This window comes from Actinomycetospora sp. NBC_00405, from assembly GCF_036044095.1.
In the GTDB taxonomy this organism is placed as follows: Bacteria; Actinomycetota; Actinomycetes; order Mycobacteriales; family Pseudonocardiaceae; genus Actinomycetospora; species Actinomycetospora callitridis.
The window spans coordinates 119963-143000 of record NZ_CP107938.1; the positions used below are offsets into that span (position 1 = coordinate 119963).

Genomic DNA, 23038 nt, shown 5'->3' on the forward strand with positions numbered 1-23038 from the left:
GTGGACCGCCGGGTCGCGCGGATCTGGGTCACGGCCACGCTGCTGGCCCTGCTCGTGCTGGTGGTCGTCGTCAACCTCGTCTGACGAGGGATCACTCGGCCGCCGGGCCCGGCACCCAGGACGGCGCCCGCTTCTCCGCGAACGCGGCCATGCCCTCCTGGCCCTCCTCGGAGGCGAAGAACTCGGCCGAGAGCCCGAGCATCGCCTCGAGGTCCTGCTGCAGGTGCTCCCCCCGGTCGCGGCGCAGGAGTGCCTTGGTGGCCGCGAGGGCGCGGGGCCCGCCCCGGGCGAGCATGTCGGCGTAGCGGGTGACCTCGGCGTCGAGACCGTCGGCGTCGACAGCGGCGTTGATCAGGCCGACCGCCTCGGCGCGCGTGGCGTCGAACGTCTCGCCGGTGAGCATCAGCTCGCTGCCGGCGCGGGGGAGCAGGCGGGGGAGCACCACCGACGAGATCACTGCGGGGACGACGCCGATGCGCACCTCGGTGAACGCGAAGGTCGCCTCGCGCACGGCGACCGCGATGTCGCAGGCGGCGACGAGACCGACGCCACCGGCGCGTGCCGGGCCCGCGACACGGGCGATGACGGGCGTGTCCGACGTCCAGAGCGTGCTGAGGATCGCGGGGAACTCGTTGACGCCCTGGTCGTCCGACCCCGCCCCGCGCGACTCGCGCAGATCCATCCCCGAGCAGAACACGGGCCCGGTGTGCGTCAGGACGATGACGCGCACCGTCTCGTCGACTGTCGCGGTGTCCAGGTGGGCGGAGAGCTCCCGGCGGACCTGCGCGGAGAGCGCGTTGCGGTTGCGCGGCGAGTCGAGCGTGATCGTCGCCATGCCGCCCGAGACCTCGAGGTGCACCAGTTCGTCGTCCATGGCCGTCACTGTGGCAGCCGACCGATCTCGCTCACACGGTGGTGGCGCCGGGGCGTCGGCCATGCGTACCGTCCTGTCCCGTGACCGAGGCGCCGACCACCGTGTGGCACGCGTGGCGCCGTCATGTCGATCTCTGCCGGACCTCCGCCGCGATCTGTCGATCCTGACCGCATGAGCACCGCCCGGGTGATCCCCGGGTGCCGCCCTCCTGCTCGTCGGAGTCGACATGACGCCCTTCCGGGCCGTTCGTACGCGCCTGCTCGACGACCTGTGTCGTCGCGCACCGCTGCTCGCCCTGGTCCACACCTCCTCGCCGTGCGCCCCGACCGCGCCCGCCGAGGTCCACCGGAGGAACCCCGCATGGCCACCGTCATCCCCCGTTTCAGCCCCCGGTTCAGTCCACGGGGCGCCGCTGTCGCCGAGCTCCTGACCGACCTCGACGGCCTCGTCCGGCGCGAGGTCACCCGCGACGGCGCCGGCGCGGAGCACTGGGACCGCGACGCCGAGCGCATCGCGGCCGAGGTCGCCACGGCCCTGGCGCGGCTGCGCGACGACCTGCGCCGCCACCCGCTGCCCACCCGGCGGTGACCGAGCGGACGCGCGGGGAGCACGAGGTGCGCGTCGCGACGGTCACTGCGCGCCACGGAGGTGGCGCTCGAGATCACGAGCGGCATCTTCGAGGTCACGGGCCGCGCGTTCCACGGCGTCCGCGTTGCGCTTCGACCGCTTCTGGCGCAACGTGCGCGCGCCTGCACGACCCCCGTGGCATACCAGCGTCGCGAGGTCGGCCGGTTCATCCCGACCCACGGGACGCACCTCAGCGGCGTGAGCGCCAGCGCAGGATGCGTTGCGGGGCCGCCACGACGGGCACGTTCCGCAGCCGGATCCAGCGGTCGATCATGCGGAACGTGCCCGTCGTGGGCGTGGTCGTTCCGGCGAAGGGTGGCCCTCGCCGCTCTAACCGGCCGAAGGTGCCCGTCGCGCGGAATGGAGGCCGGCGCTCAGCTCCAGAAGCGCGCCGCCACCGTCGGGTGCGAGCGCAGCCAGCCGACCAGCGCGTTCTCGCCGTACGCCGCGAGCAGGGGGTTGTCGGGGTCGTCGTTCGGGTCCCAGTCCGCGGTCTCGGCCGCGAGCTCCGGTGGCAGGTCCACCGGCTCGACGACGGCGTCGAGGCGCGGGCCGAGGAAGAACGGCACCGAGTAGCGGTCGACGCCCGGCGGCGGGCTCGCGACGCGGTGGCGGGTCGCGGTGAGGTAGCCGCGCGTCGCGACCTCGAGCATCTCGCCGATGTTGACGACGTAGCCGTCCGGCACGGGCGCGGCGTCGAGCCACTCGTCGGTGCCCGGGACCTGCACCTGCAGCCCGCCGACGTCGTCCTGGTGCAGCAGCGCGAGGAACCCGTAGTCCTTGTGCGCGCCGACGCCCTGCCCGGTGGACGCCCCGCCGGGGTAGTGGACGACCTTGAGGTGCAGGTGCGACTCGTCGTCGAACCAGCGGTCGAAGTGGTCCTCGGGCCGGCCCAGCGACGCCGCCAGCGCGCGGAGGATCTCCCGGCTCACGCGCAGCGCCTCGTCCTGCCAGGCGAGCACGGCGTCGCGCAGCGCGGGCTGCGCCGGCGGCCACTGGTTCGGCCCGACCAGCCCCCAGTACCGCGCCTCCCCGTGCCGCACCGGCGACCGCTCGGGCCCGACGTCGATCTGCTCGCGCTGGTCGGCCTCGCCGCCGGTCCGCTCCGTGCCCACCCGGCTGTAGCCGCGGAAGTGCGGCGAGGCGGTGTTCTCGATGGCGAGGCGCTCCTCGAGCGGCAGCGCGAAGAACCGCCGCACCTCCTCGTCGAGGCGCGCCGTCAGCTCCGGCGCGATCCCGTGGCCGACGACGGTGAAGAAGCCGACGTCGCGGGCCGCGCGGCGCAGGTCGTCGAGGAACGCGTCCCGCTCGGGGGAGCGGAAGCGGGCGAGGTCGAGGACGGGGAGACCGGTCACGTCCCCAGGCTCCCGCACCGGCGTGGGCGGTCGCATCGTGCTGTCGTGGAGAAGCGAACGGGCCGTTCGCTGCGACAGAGGCAGCGAACGGCCCGTTCGTCCCGAATCTCGGGGGCCCGTCAGACCGCGGCGGGCAGCTCCGCGCGGGTCCAGTTGTTCTCGAACTCCAGGCCCGAGCGCTGGAAGAGCTGCGTCACGGGGCAGCGGCGCGCGGTCTCGGAGATCAGCGTGGCGAACTGCTCCTCGCTGGCGTCGGTCTCGACGGTCGCGCGCACCTCGACCCTGTCGAAGTTCGCGTTGCCCTCGGCGCCACCGACGAGCACCGCGGTGTCGAGGTCGCCCTGGATGTCGAAGGTCCACTTCCCGAGCTGGATGCCCAGGTCCTTGGCGACGAGAGCGGCGGTGACCTGGTTGCACGAGGTCAGCGAGCCGAGCGCGTAGAAGAGCGGGCTGGGGGCCTCGTCGGCGCCGCCGAAGGCGGGGTAGGCGTCGGTCGTGAAGACGTGACCGCCGGCGGTCAGCTCCTGCGCGACGCCGGTGCCCTCGCCGTGCAGGGCGAACGGGACGACGGATTCCTTGGGGCGAACAGCCATGGGGGACCTCTCTGGAGGCGTGGGGGAGCGCCCGGACGCGCGTGACGGGCGGGCGTGAGAAGGGGGAGAGACGCGGGCAGATCAGCCGCGACGACAGGTGCACGTCGCGAGCCGGCAGAGGTCGACGTGGAGACGTCGCACCAGTCCGCCACCGAAGCCCACGATCACCTTCCTACCCGATCGCGCACAACCGGACCAGTACCCAGCGAGCTCGATCACCTACCGACCGTGGCCAGGGCGGCGTCGAGGTCGGCGATCAGGTCGTCGGGGTCCTCCAGGCCCACGGAGAACCGCAGGTGCCCGTAGCGCCGGAACTCCTCGGGCCAGTGCGCGGCCCGCGCCCCGGTCGTCCCGACGTGCACGATCAGGCTCTCGTCGTGGCCGAGCGACACCGCCGAGGTGATGACGCGCAGGTCGGCGACGAAGCGGTTCTGCCGGTCGGCGTCCCCGTCGAGGGCGAAGGCGAGCATCCAGCCGTACCCCCGCCCGCCGAGCACCCGGGTCGCGAGCTCGTGCTGCGGATGGCCGGCGAGCCCCGGGTACGCGACGTAGGCGACGCCCGGGTGGCCGGCGAGGAACTCCGCGGCCCGCTGGGCCGAGGCGAGGTGCTGGCGCAGCCGCAGCGGCAGGGTGATCGCCCCGCGCGCGATGAGCCACGCGTTGAACGGCGACACCACGCCGCCGACGTCGACCATCGCCTCGGCGCGGATCGCGTCGATGTGCTCGCGGGCCCCGATCACCGCCCCGCCCATGGCGTCGCCGTGCCCGTTGATGACCTTGGTCAGCGAGTGGACGACGAGGTCCGCGCCGTCGGCGAGCGGGCGGTAGAGCGGCGGCGGGGTGAACGTCGAGTCGACCGAGAGCAGCGCGCCGCCCTCGTGCGCGATCTCCGCGATCGCGGCGACGTCGCACACCCGCGTCGTCGGGTTGGCGATCACCTCGGTGTGCACGAGCCGCGTCGTCGGCCGCATCGCCGCGCGCACGGCCTCGGGATCGCTGGTGTCGACGAACGTCGCCTCGATGCCGTAGCGCGCCGGGAGGATGTCGGCGAAGAGCCGCCACGACGCCTCGTAGGTGACGTCGGAGACCACCGCGTGGTCGCCGGTGCGCAGGAACGTGAAGAACACCCCGTGCAGCGCCGCGACGCCCGACGCGAGCACGACGGCGTCCTCGCCCTGCTCGAGGTGCGCGAGCTTCTGCTGCAGCGCGCGCTGGTTGGCGCCGGTGTTGCGCGTGTAGAGCGGCACGTCGAACCCCGACCACGACAGCTCCGAGGGGTCCTCGGGCAGCGCGTAGGAGTTCGCCATCACCAACGGCGTGCGGATCGCGCCGCTGCCGGCGTCGACGGCGTTGCCGGCGTGCACGGCCTGGGTCGCGAAGCCCAGCGACTCGGGGCGTTCCTTGTCCGGGCGGGGGTCGGCCACGCCGCGGATCGTCTCACCCCGGCCGGTCGCGGGTCAGGCGCGCGCCTCCGCCGGGGCGGTCGTGGTGGGCGAGGGCTGCAGGCCGAGGTGCTCGCGCAGCGTCGTGCCGTCGTACTCGGTGCGGAACGAGCCCTTCTCCTGCAGCAGCGGCACCACCTCGTCGGCGAACACGTCCAACCCGCCCGGGGTGACGTGCGGGACGAGGACGAAGCCGTCGCTGGCGTCGGACTGCACGAACTCGTCGATGGTGTCGGCGACCCGCCGGGGGGTGCCGACGAACGTGTGGCGCCCGTTCTTGCGGATCACGACCTCGCGCAGCGAGAGGCCCTCGCGCTCGCCGAGCTCGCGCCACTCGTTCGCGATCGCGACCGGGTCCTTGTACATCCGCACGCTCGCGCGGCCCTTGGAGATGTGGGCGCCGCTGTCGACGTCGTCCTCGGTCCTCGGGTCGAACGACGGCACCGGGCCGTCGGGGTCGACGTCAGAGAGGTCGCGGTTCCAGATCTGCTCGGCGAACGCGATCGCGGTCTGCGGGCCCACCTGCTGGTACTGCACCCCGCGCGCGTTCTCCGCCGCCTCCTCCTCGGTGGCGCCCAGGACGAACGTCGCGGCCGGCAGGATCTTGAGGTCCTCGTGGCGACGCCCGAACTTCGCCAGGCGTCCCTTCACGTCGGCGTAGAACTCCTTGCCGGCCTCCAGCTCCGCATGCCGGGTGAAGATCGCGTCGGCGCTCGCCGCGGCGAACTCGCGACCCTCCTCGGAGTCGCCCGCCTGGATGATCACCGGGTGGCCCTGCGGGCTGCGCGGGGTCGCGAACCGCCCCGAGATGTCGAACTGGTCGGAGTGCACCTCGAACCGGCCGGCGTCGCCGTGGCGCAGGTACCGCCCCGACGTCGCGTCGGCCAGCACCTCGTCGACGTCCCAGGCGTCCCACAGCGTCTTCGCGGTCTCGAGGAACTCCTGCGCGCGCAGGTAGCGCTTGTCCTTCGGCAGGTAGCCGCCACGGCGGAAGTTCTCGCCGGTGAACTCGTCCCAGCTGGTCACGACGTTCCACGCGGCGCGGCCGCCGGAGAGGTGGTCGAGCGAGGCGAGCTTGCGGGCGACGTCGAGCGGCTCGTTGAACGTGGAGTTCACCGTGCCGGCGAGGCCGATCCGCTCGGTGACCGCGGCCATCGCCATGAGGATCGAGACGTTGTCGGGGCGCCCGACGACGTCGAGGTCGTAGATCTTGCCGCCCTGTTCGCGCAGGCGCAGGCCCTCGGCGAGGAACAGGAAGTCGAACTTCGCGCGCTCCGCGGTCTGCGCGAAGTGCCGGAAGGACTCGAACGCGATGTGGCTGCCGGCCGCCGGGTCGCTCCAGACGGTCGTGTTGTTGACGCCGGGGAAGTGGGCGGCGAGGTGGATCTGCTTGGGCACGGGGTCCTCCTCAGGCCGTGGCGTAGCGGTCGGCGGGGCGCTCGAGACCGAGCAGCCCCCTGAGGGTGTCGGCGTCGTAGGCGGTGCGGTGCAGGCCCCGGCGCTGCAGCTCGGGCACGAGCTCGCGGGTGATGCGCGGCAGATCGTGGGCGGCGACGGCCGGGCGCAACCGGGCGCCGGTCAGCCCCGCGTCCCGCCACGACGCGAGGACGTCGGCGACGTCGCCCGCGGTGCCGGCGAGGATGCGGGCGTCGCTGCGCAGCTCCGTGCCGTCGGCGGCGTCGAGGCGGCGCAGTCGTTCGCGGGCGGCGTCGGCGGTGTCGTCGAGGAGCACCAGCAGGTCGCCGAACACGTGCAGCGGGGTCGTGCGGTCGGTCGCGCCCTCGGCCGCCCGGACCTCGGCGAGGATCGACGCCGCGTCCCCGGTCGGGCCGTCGCGGCCGGTGCCGTCGGGGGTCACGAACACGACGTCGGCGCTGCGGGCGGCGAGCCGGTACGCGGTGTCGACGTGCGCGAGCGCGGTGACCACGGGCTGGCCCTGCGGCGGGCGCGGCGTGATCGACGGGCCGCGCACGGAGAAGTGCGGGCCCTCGAAGTCGATGTAGTGCAGCTTGTCGCGGTTGATGAACCGGCCGGTCGCGGCGTCGCGGATCTCGGCGTCGTCCTCCCACGAGTCCCACAGCCGGCGCTGGACCTCGACGTGGTCGGCGGCCTCGCCGAAGAGCGACTCGCGGTCCTCCGGATCGCGGCGACCGAACAGCGCGTACTCGGCCGGGTCCGCCGACACCTTGATCCGCTGCCCGGCCCGCCCGGACGTGACCCAGTCCAGCGTCGCGATCTGCGTCGACACGTGGAACGGCTCGGTGTGGGTCGCGATCACGGTCGGGACCAGCCCGATGTGCGAGGTGACCGGCCCGACGCGCAGCGCGGTCAGCACGGCGTCGACGCGGCCCTGGACGCGGTCGGCGCGCTCGCTGCCGGGCAGGGCGAAGGCGTCCTCGAACGTGACGAGGTCGGCGAGCCCGGCCTCGGCTTCGCGGACCTGGTCGACCCAGAAGCCCGCTGTCAGCAGCTCGTCGGCGCGGGCGCCGGACTCACGCCAGGACGCCGGATGCCAGCCGGTGCCGTCGAGGGCGACCGCGAGGTGGAAGGTCATGGTCCTCCTGTCTCAGGGCTCGTCAGGTTCGGGCCGCGACGTCGCTCGGGACGGTGAGCGCCACGAAGTCCGGCCGGGCGCGCAGCCGGAACCCGAGGTGCTCGTAGAGCCGGATCGCGGTGGTGTTGTCCGCCGCGGCGTGCAGGAACGGGACCTCGCCGCGGGCACGGATGCCGGCCGCGACCGCGAGGACGAGCCGGGTCGCGAGCCCCCGGCCGCGGTGGGCCGCGTCGGTGCACACCGCGCTGATCTCGGTGTACCCGGGCGGGTGGAGGCGCTCACCCGCCATGGCGATCAGCACGCCGTCCTCGACGAAGCCCAGGTAGGTGCCCATCTCGACGGTGCGGCTCCCGAACGGCCCGGGCCGCGTGCGGGCGACGAGGGCGAGCATCGCGGGCACGTCGTCGGGGCCGAGGCGGACGGCGTCGGGGTCCGGACGGCCGGGGACGGCGTCGCCCACCATCTGCACGCCGGGCAGGAACATGCCGATCTCGAGGGGATCGGGCGGGTCGAGGGGCGCGAACGCCGGGATCACCGAGCGCCCGTCGCCGACCAGGGCGGCGACGTCGTCCCACTCCGCGACGCTGTGCGGCTCCGCGAGGAACGGGGAGACGTCGGGCTGGTAGCGGACCGCGTTCCCGTGGCGCTGCGCGAGGTGCGCGTGCGGACCGAGCAGGGCGGCCCGGACCGGGTCGTCGAGCGGTCCTGTCGCTGCGGGTGCCACGTCGAGGACAACCGCCCCGTCCCGACGACCATTCCGCGACCCGTGCGTGCGCCGACCCCGACTTCGGGAAAGGGGCACGGTGACCACGACACCGGACGAGCAGGTCGACGCCGACGTCGGTGAGGAGGAGGGCGGCTGCGCCGGCACTTCGGAGTCGGGGCCCTGACGGCGATCGGGTTCTCCAACATCGTCGGCTCGGGCTGGCTGTTCGCCGTCCTCTACGCCGCGCAGATCGCCGGCCCGGCCGTGCTGCTGTCCTGGGTGGCCGCCGGGTCCCCCGGTCGCCGTGCGCTCGGGGTCAGGGAGCCTACGGAGCCGTCCCCCGAGGTGCCGTAGCGGGCGAGGCCGCACCGACCTGCGGAGAAAGCTTCGGAAATCGAAGCGTCGGTGCGAGGTGTCGACGGCACCCACTGCTCCGACCGCGTCTCCGGAGCTCGTCGTACCGCGCCACCGCCGTGCGCGACGTGTGCTCGCCTTCGAGGTCCCCCCGGCACCTACCTGAGACGCCGCCGGCCTGCGAGGTGTGCCCGGCTGTCACGAGCCTCCCACCGGAACCGGAGCAGACCCGGTGGTTCCGCGGTCCTCGCCGGGTTGCCCGGGAGATGGCGACGGGATGGCGTCGTCGATGAGGACCGCGGCGATGGCGGCGGCGGTGGAGAAGGATTCGCTGTCGAGGACCCGGGTGCGGGCCGAGGCGCCGTCGAGCAGGAGCGCCAGTTGTTCGCCGAGTCGTCCCGGGTCGGAGGCACCGGCCTCGCGGGCGGTCTCGGTGAGCCGCGCGGCGATGGCGGTCTTGTACTCGCGTGCGTACCGCGACGCGGGGTGGCGGGGGTCGTGGAGTTCGACGGCCGCCGCGATGTAGGGGCACAGGGGCGTGGACGCAGGCACGTCGAAGGCGGCGAGGAGTCGTTCGCGGGGCGTGAGGTCGGTGCGGTCGAACACTCCGGACATGACGTCGGGATCGAACCGGCGCAGGTACTCGGCGACGAGTTCGTCCTTGCTGGTGAAGTGCTGGTAGGCCGTGCGCTTGGACACCTGGGCCACCGCAGAGAGCTGGTCCATGCCGGTGCGGTTGATGCCCTGATCACGGAAGAGCTGCTGTGACGCGCTGAGGATGCGCTCGCGCGCGCCCCGGCCGCGGCGCCGGCCCAGGGGGCCCTTCTCCGGCTCCGTCATGTCCCCGACTGTAGCCCCGTGGGGTACGCAGCGGTGTACCTAGCTTGCTCTTCCGCCCGGGGTCACCTACGTTGCAGAAACAGATCGGTGTACATAAAGGAAGAGAGCGCACCTCATGGGCAGCATCACCATCCTCGGTACCGGGAACATGGCACGGACCATCGGCACGCTGGCGGTCGCGGGCGGCAACACCGTCGAGGTCCTGGGCCGCGATCAGTCCAAGGCCGACGACCTGGCCAAGGCTCTGGGCGGCGGCGCGACGGCGGGGGAGTGGGGCGCCGTCCCGGCCGGGGACATCGTCATCACGGCCCTGTTGTACGACGGAGTCGTCCCGGTCGTCGTCGAGTACGGGGACGCCCTCGCGGGCAAGATCATCGTTGACATCAGCAACCCCTTCAATGCGACGTTCGACGGGCTCGCCCACGGCGAGGAGACCTCGATCGCGCGGGAGGTCGCCGAGGTGGCCCCGGCCGGCGCCGGCGTCGTGAAGGCGTTCAACACCATCTTCCGCGGCGTCCTGGAGAAGGGCCGACCCGACGTCTTCATCGCCGGCGACGGTGCGCAGGCGAAGGCGAGCGTGGCGGCGTTCATCGAGAGCCTCGGGCTGCGTCCGCTCGACGTCGGCGGCCTGACGATGGCGCACTGGCTGGAAGGAATGGGTGTGGTCACGGTGGGACTCGCCGGCCACGGGGTGGGCCACGGGGACTTCGCCCTCGGCGTCGACGACGTCGCCGGCTGACCAGTCCGCCCCGGCCGTCGCCGCCCTCGTCCGTGGGCGAATTCTGGGCCGATAGGCCCAAAGTTCGCTCACGGGGGCTCCGAGCAGCGAGCATGGTCGTCCACCACCACAGCCGGGACGAGGACGACCAATGCTGAAGCTCTCCCTCGACGCCATGGCCCGCCAGCAGCTCACGGCGGCGCGCGCGAGCACCGCGGGCCGGGCCGCCCACACCGTCGTGGGCGGGCACTCGAACGTCATGCGGCAGACCGTGATCGCGCTGACCGAGGGTCGCCAGCTCGGCGAGCACGAGAACCCCGGTGAGGCGACCCTCGTCGTCCTCAGCGGCCGCGTCCGACTCGTGTCGGACAAGGACTCGTGGGACGGGCGGCGCGGCGACCTGCTCGTCGTCCCCGACGAACGCCACCGCCTCGAGGCCGTGGAGGACGCGGTCGTGCTGCTGACGGTGGCGAAGCTGGGTCAGAAGTAGCCGTTCACCGGCAGCGGCTCGCCGGTGACGAGGTGACGCCCGATCGCGGCGGCCTTGTACGACGCCGGGTTGTGCAGCGTGAGCGTGCGCAGGTTGCGCCAGTGCCGGTCGAGGTTGCGCGCGCGGCTCGACGCCGACGCGCCGCCGACGTCGAAGAGGTCCGAGGCGGCCGCCAGCGACGCCGGGTCCAGGTGGATCTTCACGGCGCAGTGGGCCAGCGCCGCGGCGGTGCGCAGCTCGTCGGTCGGCTCGCCGCGCCCCGCCGCGTCCATCGCCCCCTGGACGGCGTCCGCCGCGGCGAGCACCGCCGACTCGGCGATCCACGCCGTGGCGGCCAGGGTGCCGACCTTCTCGTGCAGGATCGGGTCCTCGACGGCCCGGGGCGCGGGCGCGTGCTCGAACGTGCGGCTGCGCGAGCGCACCACCCCGGTCGCGTCGGCGACCACCGAGCGCAGGATGCCCGCGACCAGAGCGTGCAGGTAGAGCTGCAGGAACGCCACGTCGCCGGGGGCCCGCGGCTCGAGACGCGGGCGGCGCGACAGGACGTCGTCGGGGTCGACCACGACGTCGGTGAACGTCGTCGTCCCCGTGCCGGTGCGGCTCTGCCCCATGCCGTCCCAGTCGTCGACCACCGAGACACCCGCGCGGTCGGCCGGGACCATCACGGTCGCCACGAGGTCGCCCTCGACGCGGGCCGCGACGGCAATCCAGTCCGCGTAGAGGGTCCCGGTGCTGTAGTACTTCGTGCCGTTGAGCACGAGGCGCCCGTCGACCTCGTCGAGGCGCGTGTCGTACTCGTGGCCGCCCGCCGCGGACGGGCCCGTCTCCGAGATCGCGTTGCCCAGCACCGTCCCGGCGCGGATCCGGTCGAGCCAGCGGCGCCGCACGTCGGGGTGCGGGCTGCGCAGGAACCCGAGCACCTGGCTGTAGTGGGTGCGCAGGACGTGGGCGACGATCGGGTCGGCCTCGGCGAGGTCGATGACGAAGGCCAGGAGCTCGCGCACCGAGGCGCCCTGCCCGCCCTCGTCGACGGGCAGCGACAACGCGCCCAGCCCCGCCTTCGCGACGGCCGCTACCTGCGCGAACGGGCTCTCGTCGCGGCGCTCGCGCTCCGCGGCGCCCTCGGCGATCCCGGCCAGGAGCGTGCGGACGTCGGGGGAGCGGGCCGCGGCGCTCACGGCGGCGGAGGGCGTCGTCACGCCGGGACCCTCTCGCGCCGGGCCAGCTCCTCGCGCACGAGGGGGAGCAGCCGCCGGCCGTAGTCGGCGACGTCGTCGAGCGGGTCGTACCCCCGCAGCAGGAACGTCGTCGCGCCGATGTCGACGTAGTCCAGCAGGGCGGCCGCGACCGTCTCGGGCGTGCCGACGAGCGCGGTCGAGTTCCCGGCGGCCCCGGAGGCCGCCGCCGTCGGGGTCCACAGCGCGCGGTCGTGCAGCTCGCCCCGCTCGGCCGCGGCGAGCAGGCGCTGGGAGCCGGCGTTGGTGCGGGTGGTCTCGTGGCCCCGGCGGTGGGTCGTCCGCCCGGTGAACGACCCACCACCGCCGTCGGCGGCGACGATGCGGTCGAGGACGTCGTGGGCGCGTTCCCAGGCCTGCTCCTCGGTGGTGCCGAGGATCGGGCGGAAGGAGACGCTGATCCGGGGCATCGTCGACCGGCCCGCGGCGCGCGCGGCCTCGTGCACCGCGGCTATCTGCTCCGCGGTCTCGGCGAGCGGCTCGCCCCAGAGCGCGAAGACGTCGGCGTGCTTGCCGCCGACGCGGTAGGCCGCCTGCGACGAGCCGCCGAAGTAGATCGGGATGCGCGGCTGCTGCACCGGCCGGGCGACCGCGTGGACGTCGGCGACGTCGTAGAACTCGCCCCGGTGGTCGAAGGGCTCCTCGGCGGTCCAGGTGCGCTCCATGACCTCGAGGTACTCGTCGGTGCGCCGGTAGCGCCCCTCCTTGTCGAGGTGGTCGCCGTCGCGGGCCTGGTCGGCCTCGCTGCCGCCGGAGACGGTGTGCACGGCGACGCGCCCGCCCGAGAAGCGGTCCAGCGTCGCGAAGGCGCGCGCGGCCATCGTCGGCGCCATGAAGCCGGGCCGGTGGGCGACGAGGTACCCGAGACGCTCGGAGTGCGCCGCGGCGAAGGCCGCGACCTGCAGCCCGTCGGCGGACGACGCGCTGTGCCCGACCAGCACCTTGTCGAACCCGGCGTCCTCGTGGGCGCCGACGAAGCGGCGGACGAAGTCCGGGTCGATCGCCGGGCCCGACGACGGGTGGATCTCCGAGGCGAACTGGGTGCTGATCTGGCCGATGAACTCGACGGGCATGGGCAGGGCTACCCCCACCCCGAGGGATGCGCACCCGGCCGAGCGTTCTTGCACGTGTCGGCGGAGTGCGATCCTCAGGCGTGGTCGAGCGGCGCCGTGAGGAGCGGGCGGCCGACGAGGCCCGCGCCGAGGGTGTCGCCGGCCTGCGGGGCGACGAGCAGGAACGAGCCGGTGGCGGCGACGACGTCGTAGTCGTCGAGCGGCAGGGGCTCGGACACCGTCAGCGACACCTGGCCCATGTCGTTGATCGCCAGCTCGCCGGGGTCCTCGTCGAGGGTGAGGGTCTCGGTGTCGAGCCGGTGGGTCACCGCGCTCACGATCGCCTGCACGGTGCGCGTCCCGTGCTTGAGCAGCAGGCGCGCGCCGGGCTTGAGCGGCTTCTCGTGCAGCCACGCGAGCGTCGCGTCGAACTCGGTGACCGGCTCCGCCGCCCCCGGGGCGGCGATGACGGCGCCGCGGGCGATCCCGAGGTCGTCGGCGAGGCGCAGGACGACGCTCTGCCCGTCGTGGGCGGCGTCGAGCTCGCCGTCGAAGGTGTCGATGCCCTCGACCCGGGTCCGCTGCCCGTCGGGCAGGACCATCACCTCGTCACCGGCGCGCACCGTGCCCGCGGCGATGAGGCCGGCGTAGCCGCGGTAGTCGGGGTGGGACTCGGTGCGGGGGCGCACGACGTACTGCACCGGGAAGCGCAGCGGCGCGGAGTGGTCGGCGCCCGCGACCGGCACCGACTCGAGGTGCTCGAGCAGTGTCGGGCCCTCGTACCAGGCCGTGTTCTCCGAGCGCAGGACGACGTTGTCGCCCTTCTTCGCCGACAGCGGGATCGCCACGACGTCCTCGTCGGCGTAGCCGAGGGCCTCGGTGAGCCCGAAGAACTCCTTGGCGATGCGCCAGTAGGTGTTCTCGTCGTGGTCGACCAGGTCCATCTTGTTGACCGCGAGCACCAGGCGCGGCACGCGCAGCAGGCCCATCACCGCGACGTGCCGGCGCGTCTGCTCGACGATCCCGGCGCGGGCGTCCACCAGCAGCACGGCGAGCGCCGCGGTGGACGCGCCGGTGACCGTGTTGCGGGTGTACTGGACGTGCCCGGGGGTGTCGGCGAGGACGAACGAGCGCCGCGGCGTGGCGAAGTACCGGTAGGCGACGTCGATCGTGATGCCCTGCTCGCGCTCCGAGCGCAGCCCGTCGACAAGCAGCGACAGGTCGGGGTCTCCGCCGCCCTGCGTGGCGCGCTCGACGGCCTCCATCTGGTCGGCGAGCACCGACTTGGTGTCGTAGAGCAGACGTCCGACCAGCGTCGACTTGCCGTCGTCGACGCTGCCCGCGGTCGCGAGCTTGAGCAGGTCCGGCATCAGAAATAGCCCTCTCGCTTGCGGTCCTCCATGGCGGCCTCCGAGAGACGGTCGTCGGCCCGGGTGGCACCGCGCTCGGTCAACCGGCTCTCGCGGACCTCGTCCAGCACCTCGTCGAGCGTCGACGCGTCCGACTCCACGGCGCCGGTGCAGGAGCCGTCGCCGACCGTGCGGTAGCGCACGGTCTTCGCGACGACCTCCTCGTCGTCGCGGGGCCCGAACCACGGCCCTGAGGTCAGCCACATCCCGTCGCGGGAGAACACCTCACGCGTGTGCGCGTAGTAGATCGACGGGAGCTCGATGCCCTCGCGCCGGATGTAGCGCCAGACGTCGAGCTCGGTGAAGTTCGACAGCGGGAACACGCGCACGTGCTCGGCGGGCTTGTGGCGCCCGTTGTAGAGGTTCCACAGCTCGGGCCGCTGGCGCGACGGCTCCCACTGGCCGAAGGCGTTGCGCAGGCTGAACACGCGCTCCTTGGCGCGCGCCCGCTCCTCGTCGCGGCGCCCGCCGCCGAACACCGCGTCGTGGCGGTGCTCGGCGATGGCGTCCAGCAGCGGGGTGGTCTGCAGCGGGTTGCGAGTGCCGTCCGCGCGCTCCTCGAGCCGCCCGTCGTCGATGTAGTCCTGGACGCGCGCCACCTCGAGCTCGAGGCCGTAGCGCTCGACGACGGCGTCCCGGAACTCGATCACCTCGTCGAAGTTGTGCCCGGTGTCGACGTGCAGCACCGGGAACGGGATCGGCGCGGGCCAGAACGCCTTGCGCGCGAGGTGCACCAGCAGCATCGAGTCCTTGCCGCCGGAGAAGAGGATCACCGGGCGGTCGAACTCGCCCGCGACCTCGCGCATGATGTGGATCGCCTCGGACTCGAGGGCGTCGAGCTGGTCGGTGTGGAGCGTCTCCACCGCGGCGGCGGTCATCCGTGCAGCCCGCACTCGGTCTTGGAGAAGCCCGCCCAGCGCCCGCTGCGCGGGTCGGCGCCCGGGGCCGGCTTGGCGGTGCAGGGCGCACAGCCGATCGAGGGGTAGCCCGCCTCGACCAGCGGGTTCACGAGCACCGCGTGCTCGCGGATGTAGGCGTCCATCTGCTCGTCGGACCAGTGGGCGATCGGGTTGATCTTGACGAGGTCGTGGCGCTCGTCCCAGGTGACCAGGGGCGTCGCCGCGCGGGTCGGCGCCTCGACGCGGCGGACGCCGGTGACCCAGGCGTCGTAGCGCGCGAGCGTCCTGCGCAGCGGCTCGACCTTGCGCATGTTGCAGCACTGGCCGGGGTCGATGTTGAAGAGATCCTTGCCGAAGGTCGCGTCCTGCTCGGCGACCGTCAGCTCGGGCTCGGCCTGGACGATGGTGACGCCGTAGGTCTGGGCCACCGCGTCGCGGGTGCCGAGCGTCTCGGCGAAGTGGTAGCCGGTCTCGAGGAACAGCACGTCGACACCCGGACGGGCGGCGGCACCCAGCTCGACGAGCACGGCGTCCTGCATGTTCGACGCGACGATCAGGCCCTCGCCGAACGTCTCGGCGGCCCAGGCGAGGATCTCGCGGGTCAGCTCCTCGTGGCTCACGCTGCCCTCGCGGGCGGCGAACCGCTCGCCGGCGGCGAGCGCCTCGGTGCGCAGATCGTCCCGCGTGCCTGTCGTGGTGGTCATGCGGATCCTCTCGCCGGAGCCGGTGCCGGGGTGACGACGAAGGTGCTGCGGCAGTCAGCGCACTCCCAGGCGCCCGCAGGCTCTTCCCGGGGCCGCAGGTCCTGCTCGCCGCAGTAGGGGCAGTACTGGAGGACCAGCCTCATGTCAGCTGTCCTTCTTCCGCCCGCACGACCCACTGGGCGAAGCGCTCGCCGGCCTCGTGCTGCTCGGCGTAGGCGCGCACGACGCGCTCGACGTAGTCGCCGAGGTCGGCGGAGAGCACCTTGTGACCGCGCAGCTTGCGGCCGAAGCCCGCGTCGAGGCCGAGCCCGCCGCCGAGGTGCACCTGGAACCCGGCGGCCGGGTTGCCCTCGGCGTCGTTGACGATCTGGCCCTTGAGGCCGATGTCCGCGACCTGGACCCGCGCGCAGGAGTTCGGGCAGCCGTTGAGGTGGATCGACACCGGGTGCTCGAGGGCGTCCTGGACGTCGGCGAGACGCCGGTCGAGCTCCTCGACGAGCTCGCCCGCGCGGTTCTTGGTGTCGACGAACGCGAGCTTGCAGAACTCCAGGCCGGTGCACGCCATCGTCGCCCGGCGCCACGGCGTCGGGCGGGCCGGGAGGCCGAGGTGGTCGAGCGCGGCGGTGAGCCCGTCGAGCTCCTCGCCGGGCACGTCCAGCACGAGGATCTTCTGGTACGGCGTGAGCCGGACGCGGCCCGACCCGGCCTCCTCGGCGGCCTTCGCGACGCCGACGAGCGTCGACCCGCTGGTGCGGCCGGCCGGCGGGGCCACGCCGACGTAGTGGTTGCCGTCGATCTGGTCGTGGATGCCGATGTGGTCGATGGTGCCGGCGATGGCCTCCGGCGCCGGGCCGTCGAGCATCTTCCGGCCCAGGTACTCGTCCTCCATGACCTGGCGGAACTTCTCGGGGCCCCAGTCGGCGATGAGGAACTTGATGCGCGCGCGGGTGCGCAGGCGGCGGTAGCCGTAGTCGCGGAAGGCCTGCACCACGGCGTGCCAGACGTCGGCGACCTCGTCGAGCGGCACCCAGGCACCGAGGCGCACGGCGAGCTTGGGGTTGGTGGAGAGCCCACCGCCGACGTGCACGTCGAAGCCCGGGCCGTGCTCGGGGTGGTCCACCCCGACGAAGGCGACGTCGTTGACCTCGTGGGCGACGTCCTGCTGCCCGGAGATCGAGGTCTTGAACTTGCGGGGGAGGTTCGCGAGCGAGCGGTCGCCGATGAAGCGCTCCACGATCTCGTCGATCGCCGGGGTGCCGTCGATGATCTCGTCGGCGCTGATGCCCGCCACCGGCGAGCCGAGGATGACGCGGGGGCAGTCGCCGCAGGCCTCGGTGGTGTAGAGGTCGACGGCCTCGAGCCGACGCCAGATCTCCGGCATGTCCTCGACGCGGATCCAGTGCAGCTGGATGTTCTCGCGGTCGGTGACGTCGGCCGTGTCGCGGGCGAAGGTCTGGGAGATCTCGCCGATGACGCGCAGCTGCTCGGTGGTCAGGCCGCCGCCGTCGACGCGCACCCGCAGCATGAAGTGCGGCGCGTCGAGCTCCTCCTCGTCGACGTGCCCGGTGTCGGTGCCCGGGAAGCCCTCGGCGCGCTGGGTGTAGAGCCCCATCCACCGGAAGCGTCCGCGCAGGTCGGCCGGGTCGATCGAGTCGAAGCCGCGGTGGGCGTAGATGTTCTCGATGCGCGCCCGCACGTTCAGCGGGTGGTCGTCCTTCTTGGACTGCTCGTTCTTGTTCAGCGGCTCGCGGTAGCCCAGCGCCCACTGGCCCTCCGCCTTGCCCTTGCGCGCCCGGGCGGGCCTGGGCTGCGGCGGGGCGTCCTCGGTGGCCCCGGAGTGACGCAGCGGAGTGGTCTCCGCGTACGACTCCTCCGAGGTGGCGGCCTTCTCGGACGAGGGGGCGCCAGAACTAGCAGCCATGTCTCGGGGTTCCTCCGGGGTGGTGCACGGCCGCGCGCAGGCATGACGAGGCGGCCCTCGATGCCGTGGCGCGCGGGACCCGCTGGGATGTGGTGGCGGTGCTTCGCGCTCAGTGAGCCCGGCAGAGGGAGCTCGCGAGGCGCACGAGGTCGACGTGACGTCGGCTCACGAGGAGCAGTCCGGTCGCGCGCACGCCTCCCAGACTGCCATGAGGAGGGGTCTTTCTCCACGTGACCTTCGCCCACAGTGCTGTTGCGCGACGGGGACGGCGGCCGGGGGGCGTCGGGAGTGTCAGCGGCGTGGCGCCGCAGACACTGGGTGTCCGTCACGCCACGCACTCGCTCAGCGGCCGGAGCGCACGCACTCGTAGGTCACCGGGACCTCGGGTCCGTGGTCGCATCACCTCGAACGCGTCGATCGGCAGACCCGCGAAGCTCTGCGTGTCGATGCCCAGGTCCGGCCCACTTCGCGGTGCTCGTGCGGTCGTCGGCGAAGGTCAGTGCGATCTCGCCGGGTGGACCACGGCAAGCGCGCGACGGGACTACGGATTGCGCCGGCCGGGCCCGCCACGAGCGGGGGCACACTGGATCCGTGCCTTCCGTCCCCCCGTCCGGCGAGCCGGCGCCCCCCGACGGCGCCCTGCCGGCGTCGTCGCTCACGGCGCTCGGCACGCGACCCTTCGGGATCTACGTGCACGTCCCGTTCTGCGCGACCCGGTGCGGCTACTGCGACTTCAACACCTACACGGCGTCCGACCTGGGTTTGACGTCGTCCGACGACCCCGCCTCGCCCGCCTCCTGGCTCGAGGGCCTGCGCCGCGAGCTCGACCTCGCCGCGCAGGTGCTCGGCACGCCCCCGGCCGCCGACACCGTCTTCCTCGGTGGCGGCACGCCCTCGCTGCTCGGCGCGGAGGGTCTGGTCGCGGTGCTCGACGCGGTCCGGAGCTCGTTCAGCCTGCGGCCCGGCGCCGAGGTGACCACCGAGGCCAACCCCGAGTCGACGACCCCCGAGCTCCTCGCCGCGATCACCGACGCCGGCTACACCCGCCTGTCGCTGGGCATGCAGTCCGACGTCGACCACGTCCTCGCCGTCCTCGACCGCCGTCATACGCCCGGCGCCGCGGCGCGGGTCGTGGGGGAGGCCCTCGACGCGGGGATCGGGCACGTCAACCTCGACCTCATCTACGGCACGCCGACCGAGACCGACGCCGACCTGCGTCGCTCGCTGGATGCCGTGCTGGCCTCCGGCGCCGACCACGTCTCGGCGTACTCCCTGATCGTCGAGGCGGGCACCGCGCTGGCCCGCCGGGTGGCACGCGGCGAGCTGCCGATGCCCGACGACGACGTGCTCGCCGACCGCTACGAGATCGTCGACGACACGCTCGGCGCCGCCGGGTTCGGCTGGTACGAGGTGTCGAACTGGGCGCGCTCGACCGACGCCCGCTGCCGCCACAACCAGATCTACTGGGGCGGCGGCGACTGGTGGGGTGCCGGACCGGGCGCGCACTCCCACGTCGGCGGCACACGCTGGTGGAACGTGCGCCACCCTGCGCGCTACTCGGCTGCTCTCGCCGAGGGGCGCTCGCCCGCCGAGGCCCGCGAGCGCGTCACGCCGGAGGAGGCCCACCTCGAGCAGGTGCTGCTCGAGGTCCGCACGGTCGACGGTCTCGCCGCGGAGGCCCTCGACGGACCGGGTCGGGCTGCCGGCGAACAGGCCGCCCAGGAGGGCCTGCTCGCTCCCGACGCCTGGGCGGGCGGGCGTGCGGTGCTCACGAGGCGGGGGCGGCTGCTCGCCGACGGTGTCGCGATCTCGCTCGCGGGGGCGTGACGCTGCGGCTTCGGTGCCGGATCCCGCGCTGAGCACGGGTTTCGCCACCGAGGTGGCGTTGCAGCGCCCGCCGACGACCGTCAGGGCTGCCCGGCGCGCTCCGTGTTCCGGACGTCGAGGGAGGGCGGCTGTCCGCCCCTCGCCGCGTTCCCTGCGTGCTTGCGTCAGAGGAGTTCCCCATACCCCCGGAGGCTCGACTCGTCCGACCCGGATGCTTCGGGAACCGAAGCATTCCGGGGTCTCGCTCGGCAGGTCGAGGGAGGGAATGACGGCGTGGGCGTCCACTCAGGACAGGACGACCTCGGTGACGATTCCCGCGCTGAGCGCGGGTATCGCCACCGAAGTGGCGTCTCAGCGCCCCAGCGCGGCGCGCAGGTCGCCGAAGAGCTCGCTGCGCGTCGCCGACCCGAGCCGGTGGCGCAGGCGGGCGACGTGGTGCTCGACGGTCTTGGCCGACAGGAACAGCCGCGCGCCGATCTCCCGGTAGGTCAGGCCCTCGACGACCAGGGCGGCGACCTCCCGCTCGCGCTCGGTCAGGGCGACCCGGGGCGTCGGCAGGTCCGGGGTGGCGTCGTCGGCGACCGGCTCGGTGGCGGGGTTCAGGTCGCGCGCGCAGGCGAGAAGGGTCGAGATCGCGCGTCTTCCGGGCCCGCGCGGCCCTCGGCGCCCTCGAGCGCGTCCTGCGTGCCGTCCCGCACCCCCGGGCCGGCGGGGAGGCGGCCGCCACCGAGCTCGGAGGTGCCGTCGAGCGGGTGCTCACCGGGGCCCACGAGTTCGTCGAGCAGGACGCGCTGGTCGCCCTGCACACCCGACCGGGCACCGGCGAGCGCGGTGAGGTCGAGGACGCCCGCCGGCTGCTCGGCGGCGACGGGCCGTCCGCTGCCGCCCGCCTCGGCGCCCCGCCGGACCTCCCGGCGGCCGACGTCCGCGGGCTGGCCCTCGACGCCCTGATTCGCTGGCGCCGCGCCGGGGAGGACCCCCGCGCCGACCGCGCCCGCACCGACCTCGCCCGCGTCGTCGCGCGCAGCGTGGAGGGCATCCTGGCGGCGGTCCCGGCAGTGGTCCCGGCAGCGGTCCCGGCGACAGAACCGGCGCTGCCCTGACGCCCCCACCCGCCCGCCGCACCTCGCCTACCATGGAAGGTCGGGACGTCAGCCGGGACGTCACGGAGGCTCGGGAGGTGGACGCGGTGAACGCCGAGGAGCGCCGCGTCGCCGTCCTGCGCGCGATCGTCGCCGACTTCGTGGCCACCAACGAGCCGGTCGGGTCGAAGGCCCTCGTCGACCGTCACAACCTCGGCGTCTCGAGCGCGACGGTGCGCAACGACATGGCGGCGTTGGAGGAGGAGGGCTACATCGCCCAGCCCCACACCAGCGCCGGGCGCATCCCCACCGACAAGGGCTACCGGCTCTTCGTCGACCGCCTGCACCAGGTCAAGCCCCTCTCCGGGGCCGAGCGCCGGGCGATCACGCAGTTCCTCGAGGGCGCGGTCGACCTCGACGACGTGCTCAAGCGCAGCGTGCGGCTGCTCGCGCAGCTCACCCGCCAGGTGGCCGTCGTCCAGTACCCGACGCTGTCCCGCTCGACCGTGCGCCACCTCGAGGTCGTCCGCCTGACCCCGGCCCGCCTGATGCTGGTGCTCATCACCGACGCCGGACGGGTCGACCAGCGCGTCGTCGACCTCGGCGACGTGCTCGACGAGCAGGACGTCGCACGGCTGCGTGCCCTGCTCAACAATTCGCTGGTCGGCCAGCCTCTGGCCACGGCCTCGACGAGGATGTCCGAGCTGCCCGAGGACGCCCCCGACGGCCTGCGCTCCCCGCTGCTCAGCGTGGCCGCGGTGCTGGTCGAGGCCCTGCTCGAGCGGCCCGAGGAGCGCCTGGTGCTCGGCGGCACGGCGAACCTCACCCGGGCGGGCACCGACGCCGGTGCGCTGCGGGGGATGCTGGAGGCGCTCGAGGAGCAGGTGGTGGTACTCCGTCTGCTCACCTCGGCGAGCGACCCGGGCACCGTGACCGTGCGCATCGGCGAGGAGAACGAGTCCGAGGACCTGTGGAGCGCCGCCACGGTGTCGATCGGTTACGGAGCGGGGACTACTGCCCTCGGCGGCATGGGCGTCGTCGGGCCGACGCGGATGGACTACCCCAGTGCGATCGCGGCGGTGCGTGCGGTGGCCCGCTACGTCGGTGAGATCGTCGGGGGACGCTGAGCGCTCGCCTCGCAGGGCGGCGACAGCACGCAACGACAGGACGGACGAGGACCAGCGTGGCGAAGGACTACTACGGAATCCTGGGCGTGTCCCGGGACGCTGACGACGGCGAGATCAAGCGGGCCTACCGCAAGCTCGTCCGGGAACTGCACCCCGACGTCAATCCGGACGACGAGACGCAGGCGAAGTTCCACGACGTCAAGAGCGCCTACGAGGTCCTCACCGACCCGCAGAAGCGGCGGATCGTCGACCTCGGCGGGGACCCGCTCGAGACCGCGCGCGGTGGCGGCAGCGGTGGCGGCGGCTTCTCCTCGGCCGGCTTCGGCGGGCTCGGCGACATCATGGACGCGTTCTTCGGCGCGGCGGGCGCCACGGGCGGCCGCGGCCCGCGCAGCCGCGTCCAGCCCGGCGAGGACGCGCTGATCCGCATCGACCTCACGCTCGAGGAGTGTGCGACCGGCGTCGCCCGCGACCTCACCGTCGACACCGCCGTGCTCTGCGAGAAGTGTCACGGCGGCGGCGCCGAGCCGGGCACGCACACCGAGACCTGCGACACCTGCGACGGCCGCGGCGAGATCCAGAACGTGCAGCGCTCGTTCATCGGCCAGGTCGTCACGGCGCGGGCCTGCCCGGTCTGCCGCGGCACCGGCGAGATCATCCCGAGCCCCTGCAACCAGTGCGGCGGCGACGGGCGCGTGCGCTCGCGGCGGACCGTCACCGTGCAGGTGCCGGCCGGCGTGGGCGACGGCATGCGCATCCGGATGGCCAGCCAGGGCGAGGTCGGCCCCGGTGGCGGGCCGGCGGGCGACCTCTACATCGAGGTCTCCGAGGAGCGCCACGAGTACTTCACCCGCGACGGCGTCGACCTGCACTGCCACGTCAGCCTGCCGATGACCGCGGCGGCGCTGGGCACCACGCTGCCGCAGCGCACCCTCGAGGGCGACGAGGAGCTCTCGATCGAGCCCGGCACACAGGCGAACACGACGATCACCCTGCGCGGCAAGGGGATGCCGCGGCTGCGGTCCACCGGGCGCACCGACGGGCGGGGCGACCTGCTCGTGCACCTGGACGTCCAGGTGCCCGACCGGCTCGACGCCCGCCAGACCGAGCTGCTCCGCGAGCTCGCCGAGCTCCGCGGCGAGGAGCGCCCCGACCTCGCCGCGCACCGCAACGGCCTGTTCGGCCGGCGGCGGTCGGGTGGCCGCGCTCGGTGAGCCAGAGCTCGGACC

24 protein-coding genes are annotated in these 23038 nt (G+C 73.6%); 7 read left to right on the forward strand and 17 right to left on the reverse strand.

Annotated features, from left to right (window positions below):
- Positions 1-91: 91 nt before the first annotated feature.
- The gene (locus OG774_RS00530) at positions 92-874 is read right to left on the reverse strand and encodes an enoyl-CoA hydratase-related protein (RefSeq protein ID WP_328305999.1); all 783 of its coding nucleotides are present in this window, start codon (positions 872-874) and stop codon (positions 92-94) included.
- 360 nt (positions 875-1234) lie between these two features.
- Here OG774_RS00530 and OG774_RS00535 point away from each other — a divergent pair, with 360 nt between their 5' ends.
- Positions 1235-1462: a hypothetical protein gene (locus tag OG774_RS00535; RefSeq protein WP_328306000.1), complete on the forward strand. Its 228-nt coding sequence runs from the start codon at positions 1235-1237 to the stop codon at positions 1460-1462.
- A gap of 413 nt (positions 1463-1875) precedes the next feature.
- On the opposite strand, the gene OG774_RS00540 is transcribed toward OG774_RS00535, so the two are convergent.
- The 8 genes from OG774_RS00540 to OG774_RS00570 form a co-directional block, all read right to left on the reverse strand.
- Entirely contained in the window at positions 1876-2856 is a 981-nt protein-coding gene (locus OG774_RS00540) for an isopenicillin N synthase family dioxygenase (protein WP_328306002.1), read from the reverse strand.
- 119 nt (positions 2857-2975) lie between these two features.
- Positions 2976-3449, reverse strand: a complete 474-nt coding sequence (locus tag OG774_RS00545; protein WP_328306003.1) for an OsmC family protein — start codon at positions 3447-3449, stop codon at positions 2976-2978.
- 81 nt (positions 3450-3530) lie between these two features.
- Positions 3531-3668, reverse strand: a complete 138-nt coding sequence (locus OG774_RS29765) for a putative leader peptide (RefSeq protein ID WP_442873926.1) — start codon at positions 3666-3668, stop codon at positions 3531-3533.
- Positions 3665-4873, reverse strand: a complete 1209-nt coding sequence (locus tag OG774_RS00550; protein ID WP_328306004.1) for a trans-sulfuration enzyme family protein — start codon at positions 4871-4873, stop codon at positions 3665-3667. The genes OG774_RS29765 and OG774_RS00550 overlap by 4 nt, the downstream gene beginning before the upstream one ends.
- 33 nt (positions 4874-4906) lie before the next feature.
- Positions 4907-6289, reverse strand: coding sequence for an NtaA/DmoA family FMN-dependent monooxygenase (locus OG774_RS00555; protein WP_328306005.1), 1383 nt, complete (start codon positions 6287-6289; stop codon positions 4907-4909).
- Positions 6290-6299: 10 nt separating this feature from the next.
- Entirely contained in the window at positions 6300-7445 is a 1146-nt protein-coding gene (locus tag OG774_RS00560) for an LLM class flavin-dependent oxidoreductase (RefSeq protein WP_328306006.1), read from the reverse strand.
- A gap of 22 nt (positions 7446-7467) precedes the next feature.
- A complete protein-coding gene (locus tag OG774_RS00565) occupies positions 7468-8169 on the reverse strand; it encodes a GNAT family N-acetyltransferase (protein WP_328306007.1) in 702 nt (233 codons plus the stop codon).
- A gap of 534 nt (positions 8170-8703) precedes the next feature.
- Positions 8704-9345, reverse strand: a complete 642-nt coding sequence (locus OG774_RS00570; RefSeq protein WP_328306008.1) for a TetR/AcrR family transcriptional regulator — start codon at positions 9343-9345, stop codon at positions 8704-8706.
- 115 nt (positions 9346-9460) lie between these two features.
- Between OG774_RS00570 and OG774_RS00575 the strand changes: the two genes are divergently transcribed.
- Both OG774_RS00575 and OG774_RS00580 read left to right on the forward strand, forming a co-directional pair.
- Positions 9461-10084, forward strand: coding sequence for an NADPH-dependent F420 reductase (locus OG774_RS00575; RefSeq protein WP_328306009.1), 624 nt, complete (start codon positions 9461-9463; stop codon positions 10082-10084).
- A gap of 130 nt (positions 10085-10214) precedes the next feature.
- Positions 10215-10553 carry a cupin domain-containing protein gene (locus OG774_RS00580; protein WP_274195731.1) on the forward strand — a complete coding sequence of 113 codons (339 nt, stop codon included), beginning with the start codon at positions 10215-10217 and terminating at the stop codon, positions 10551-10553.
- Here the strand turns inward: OG774_RS00580 and OG774_RS00585 are convergent.
- The 7 genes from OG774_RS00585 to OG774_RS29770 all read right to left on the reverse strand — a co-directional run bounded on the left by OG774_RS00585 (position 10544) and on the right by OG774_RS29770 (position 17966).
- The gene (locus OG774_RS00585; protein WP_328306010.1) at positions 10544-11752 is read right to left on the reverse strand and encodes an acyl-CoA dehydrogenase family protein; all 1209 of its coding nucleotides are present in this window, start codon (positions 11750-11752) and stop codon (positions 10544-10546) included. The genes OG774_RS00580 and OG774_RS00585 overlap by 10 nt on opposite strands.
- Positions 11749-12861, reverse strand: a complete 1113-nt coding sequence (locus tag OG774_RS00590; protein ID WP_328306011.1) for an LLM class flavin-dependent oxidoreductase — start codon at positions 12859-12861, stop codon at positions 11749-11751. Before OG774_RS00590 ends, OG774_RS00585 begins: the two co-directional genes overlap by 4 nt.
- A 74-nt stretch (positions 12862-12935) precedes the next feature.
- Complete coding sequence (locus OG774_RS00595; protein WP_328306012.1) at positions 12936-14210, reverse strand: sulfate adenylyltransferase subunit 1; 1275 nt, start codon at positions 14208-14210, stop codon at positions 12936-12938.
- Positions 14210-15127, reverse strand: coding sequence for a sulfate adenylyltransferase subunit CysD (gene cysD, locus OG774_RS00600; protein ID WP_328306013.1), 918 nt, complete (start codon positions 15125-15127; stop codon positions 14210-14212). Before cysD ends, OG774_RS00595 begins: the two co-directional genes overlap by 1 nt.
- Positions 15124-15852 (reverse strand): phosphoadenylyl-sulfate reductase, encoded by a 729-nt coding sequence (locus OG774_RS00605; RefSeq protein WP_328306014.1) that lies wholly within the window; start codon positions 15850-15852, stop codon positions 15124-15126. The genes cysD and OG774_RS00605 overlap by 4 nt, the downstream gene beginning before the upstream one ends.
- Before the next feature lie 139 nt (positions 15853-15991).
- Positions 15992-17773 carry a nitrite/sulfite reductase gene (locus OG774_RS00610; RefSeq protein WP_328306015.1) on the reverse strand — a complete coding sequence of 594 codons (1782 nt, stop codon included), beginning with the start codon at positions 17771-17773 and terminating at the stop codon, positions 15992-15994.
- Positions 17774-17882: 109 nt separating this feature from the next.
- Positions 17883-17966, reverse strand: coding sequence for a putative leader peptide (locus tag OG774_RS29770; protein WP_420791816.1), 84 nt, complete (start codon positions 17964-17966; stop codon positions 17883-17885).
- A gap of 398 nt (positions 17967-18364) precedes the next feature.
- Between OG774_RS29770 and hemW the strand changes: the two genes are divergently transcribed.
- Entirely contained in the window at positions 18365-19600 is a 1236-nt protein-coding gene (gene hemW / locus OG774_RS00615) for a radical SAM family heme chaperone HemW (RefSeq protein ID WP_328306016.1), read from the forward strand.
- 351 nt (positions 19601-19951) lie between these two features.
- On the opposite strand, the gene OG774_RS00620 is transcribed toward hemW, so the two are convergent.
- The gene (locus OG774_RS00620; protein ID WP_328310697.1) at positions 19952-20233 is read right to left on the reverse strand and encodes a helix-turn-helix domain-containing protein; all 282 of its coding nucleotides are present in this window, start codon (positions 20231-20233) and stop codon (positions 19952-19954) included.
- A gap of 119 nt (positions 20234-20352) precedes the next feature.
- On the opposite strand from OG774_RS00620, the gene OG774_RS00625 reads away from it, so the two are divergent.
- From OG774_RS00625 to dnaJ, 3 genes are read left to right on the forward strand one after another with little or no spacing between them, the layout of a single operon-like run.
- Entirely contained in the window at positions 20353-20703 is a 351-nt protein-coding gene (locus tag OG774_RS00625; RefSeq protein ID WP_328306017.1) for a hypothetical protein, read from the forward strand.
- Positions 20704-20735: 32 nt separating this feature from the next.
- A complete protein-coding gene (hrcA, locus tag OG774_RS00630; protein ID WP_328306018.1) occupies positions 20736-21809 on the forward strand; it encodes a heat-inducible transcriptional repressor HrcA in 1074 nt (357 codons plus the stop codon).
- Positions 21810-21865: 56 nt separating this feature from the next.
- Complete coding sequence (gene dnaJ / locus OG774_RS00635) at positions 21866-23023, forward strand: molecular chaperone DnaJ (RefSeq protein WP_328306019.1); 1158 nt, start codon at positions 21866-21868, stop codon at positions 23021-23023.
- The last annotated feature ends 15 nt before the right edge of the window (positions 23024-23038 follow it).

What these genes read in the sequence shown, in the direction of transcription:
- OG774_RS00530 (WP_328305999.1), bottom strand. Translation starts at nt 874, where the DNA reads ATGGACGACGAACTGGTGCACCTCGAGGTCTCGGGCGGCATGGCGACG.
- OG774_RS00535 (WP_328306000.1), top strand. Translation starts at nt 1,235, where the DNA reads ATGGCCACCGTCATCCCCCGTTTCAGCCCCCGGTTCAGTCCACGGGGC.
- OG774_RS00545 (WP_328306003.1), bottom strand. Translation starts at nt 3,449, where the DNA reads ATGGCTGTTCGCCCCAAGGAATCCGTCGTCCCGTTCGCCCTGCACGGC.
- OG774_RS00560 (WP_328306006.1), bottom strand. Translation starts at nt 7,445, where the DNA reads ATGACCTTCCACCTCGCGGTCGCCCTCGACGGCACCGGCTGGCATCCG.
- OG774_RS00570 (WP_328306008.1), bottom strand. Translation starts at nt 9,345, where the DNA reads ATGACGGAGCCGGAGAAGGGCCCCCTGGGCCGGCGCCGCGGCCGGGGC.
- OG774_RS00575 (WP_328306009.1), top strand. Translation starts at nt 9,461, where the DNA reads ATGGGCAGCATCACCATCCTCGGTACCGGGAACATGGCACGGACCATC.
- OG774_RS00580 (WP_274195731.1), top strand. Translation starts at nt 10,215, where the DNA reads ATGCTGAAGCTCTCCCTCGACGCCATGGCCCGCCAGCAGCTCACGGCG.
- OG774_RS00590 (WP_328306011.1), bottom strand. Translation starts at nt 12,861, where the DNA reads ATGCCCGTCGAGTTCATCGGCCAGATCAGCACCCAGTTCGCCTCGGAG.
- OG774_RS00595 (WP_328306012.1), bottom strand. Translation starts at nt 14,210, where the DNA reads ATGCCGGACCTGCTCAAGCTCGCGACCGCGGGCAGCGTCGACGACGGC.
- cysD (WP_328306013.1), bottom strand. Translation starts at nt 15,127, where the DNA reads ATGACCGCCGCCGCGGTGGAGACGCTCCACACCGACCAGCTCGACGCC.
- OG774_RS00605 (WP_328306014.1), bottom strand. Translation starts at nt 15,852, where the DNA reads ATGACCACCACGACAGGCACGCGGGACGATCTGCGCACCGAGGCGCTC.
- OG774_RS00610 (WP_328306015.1), bottom strand. Translation starts at nt 17,773, where the DNA reads ATGGCTGCTAGTTCTGGCGCCCCCTCGTCCGAGAAGGCCGCCACCTCG.
- hrcA (WP_328306018.1), top strand. Translation starts at nt 20,736, where the DNA reads ATGGAAGGTCGGGACGTCAGCCGGGACGTCACGGAGGCTCGGGAGGTG.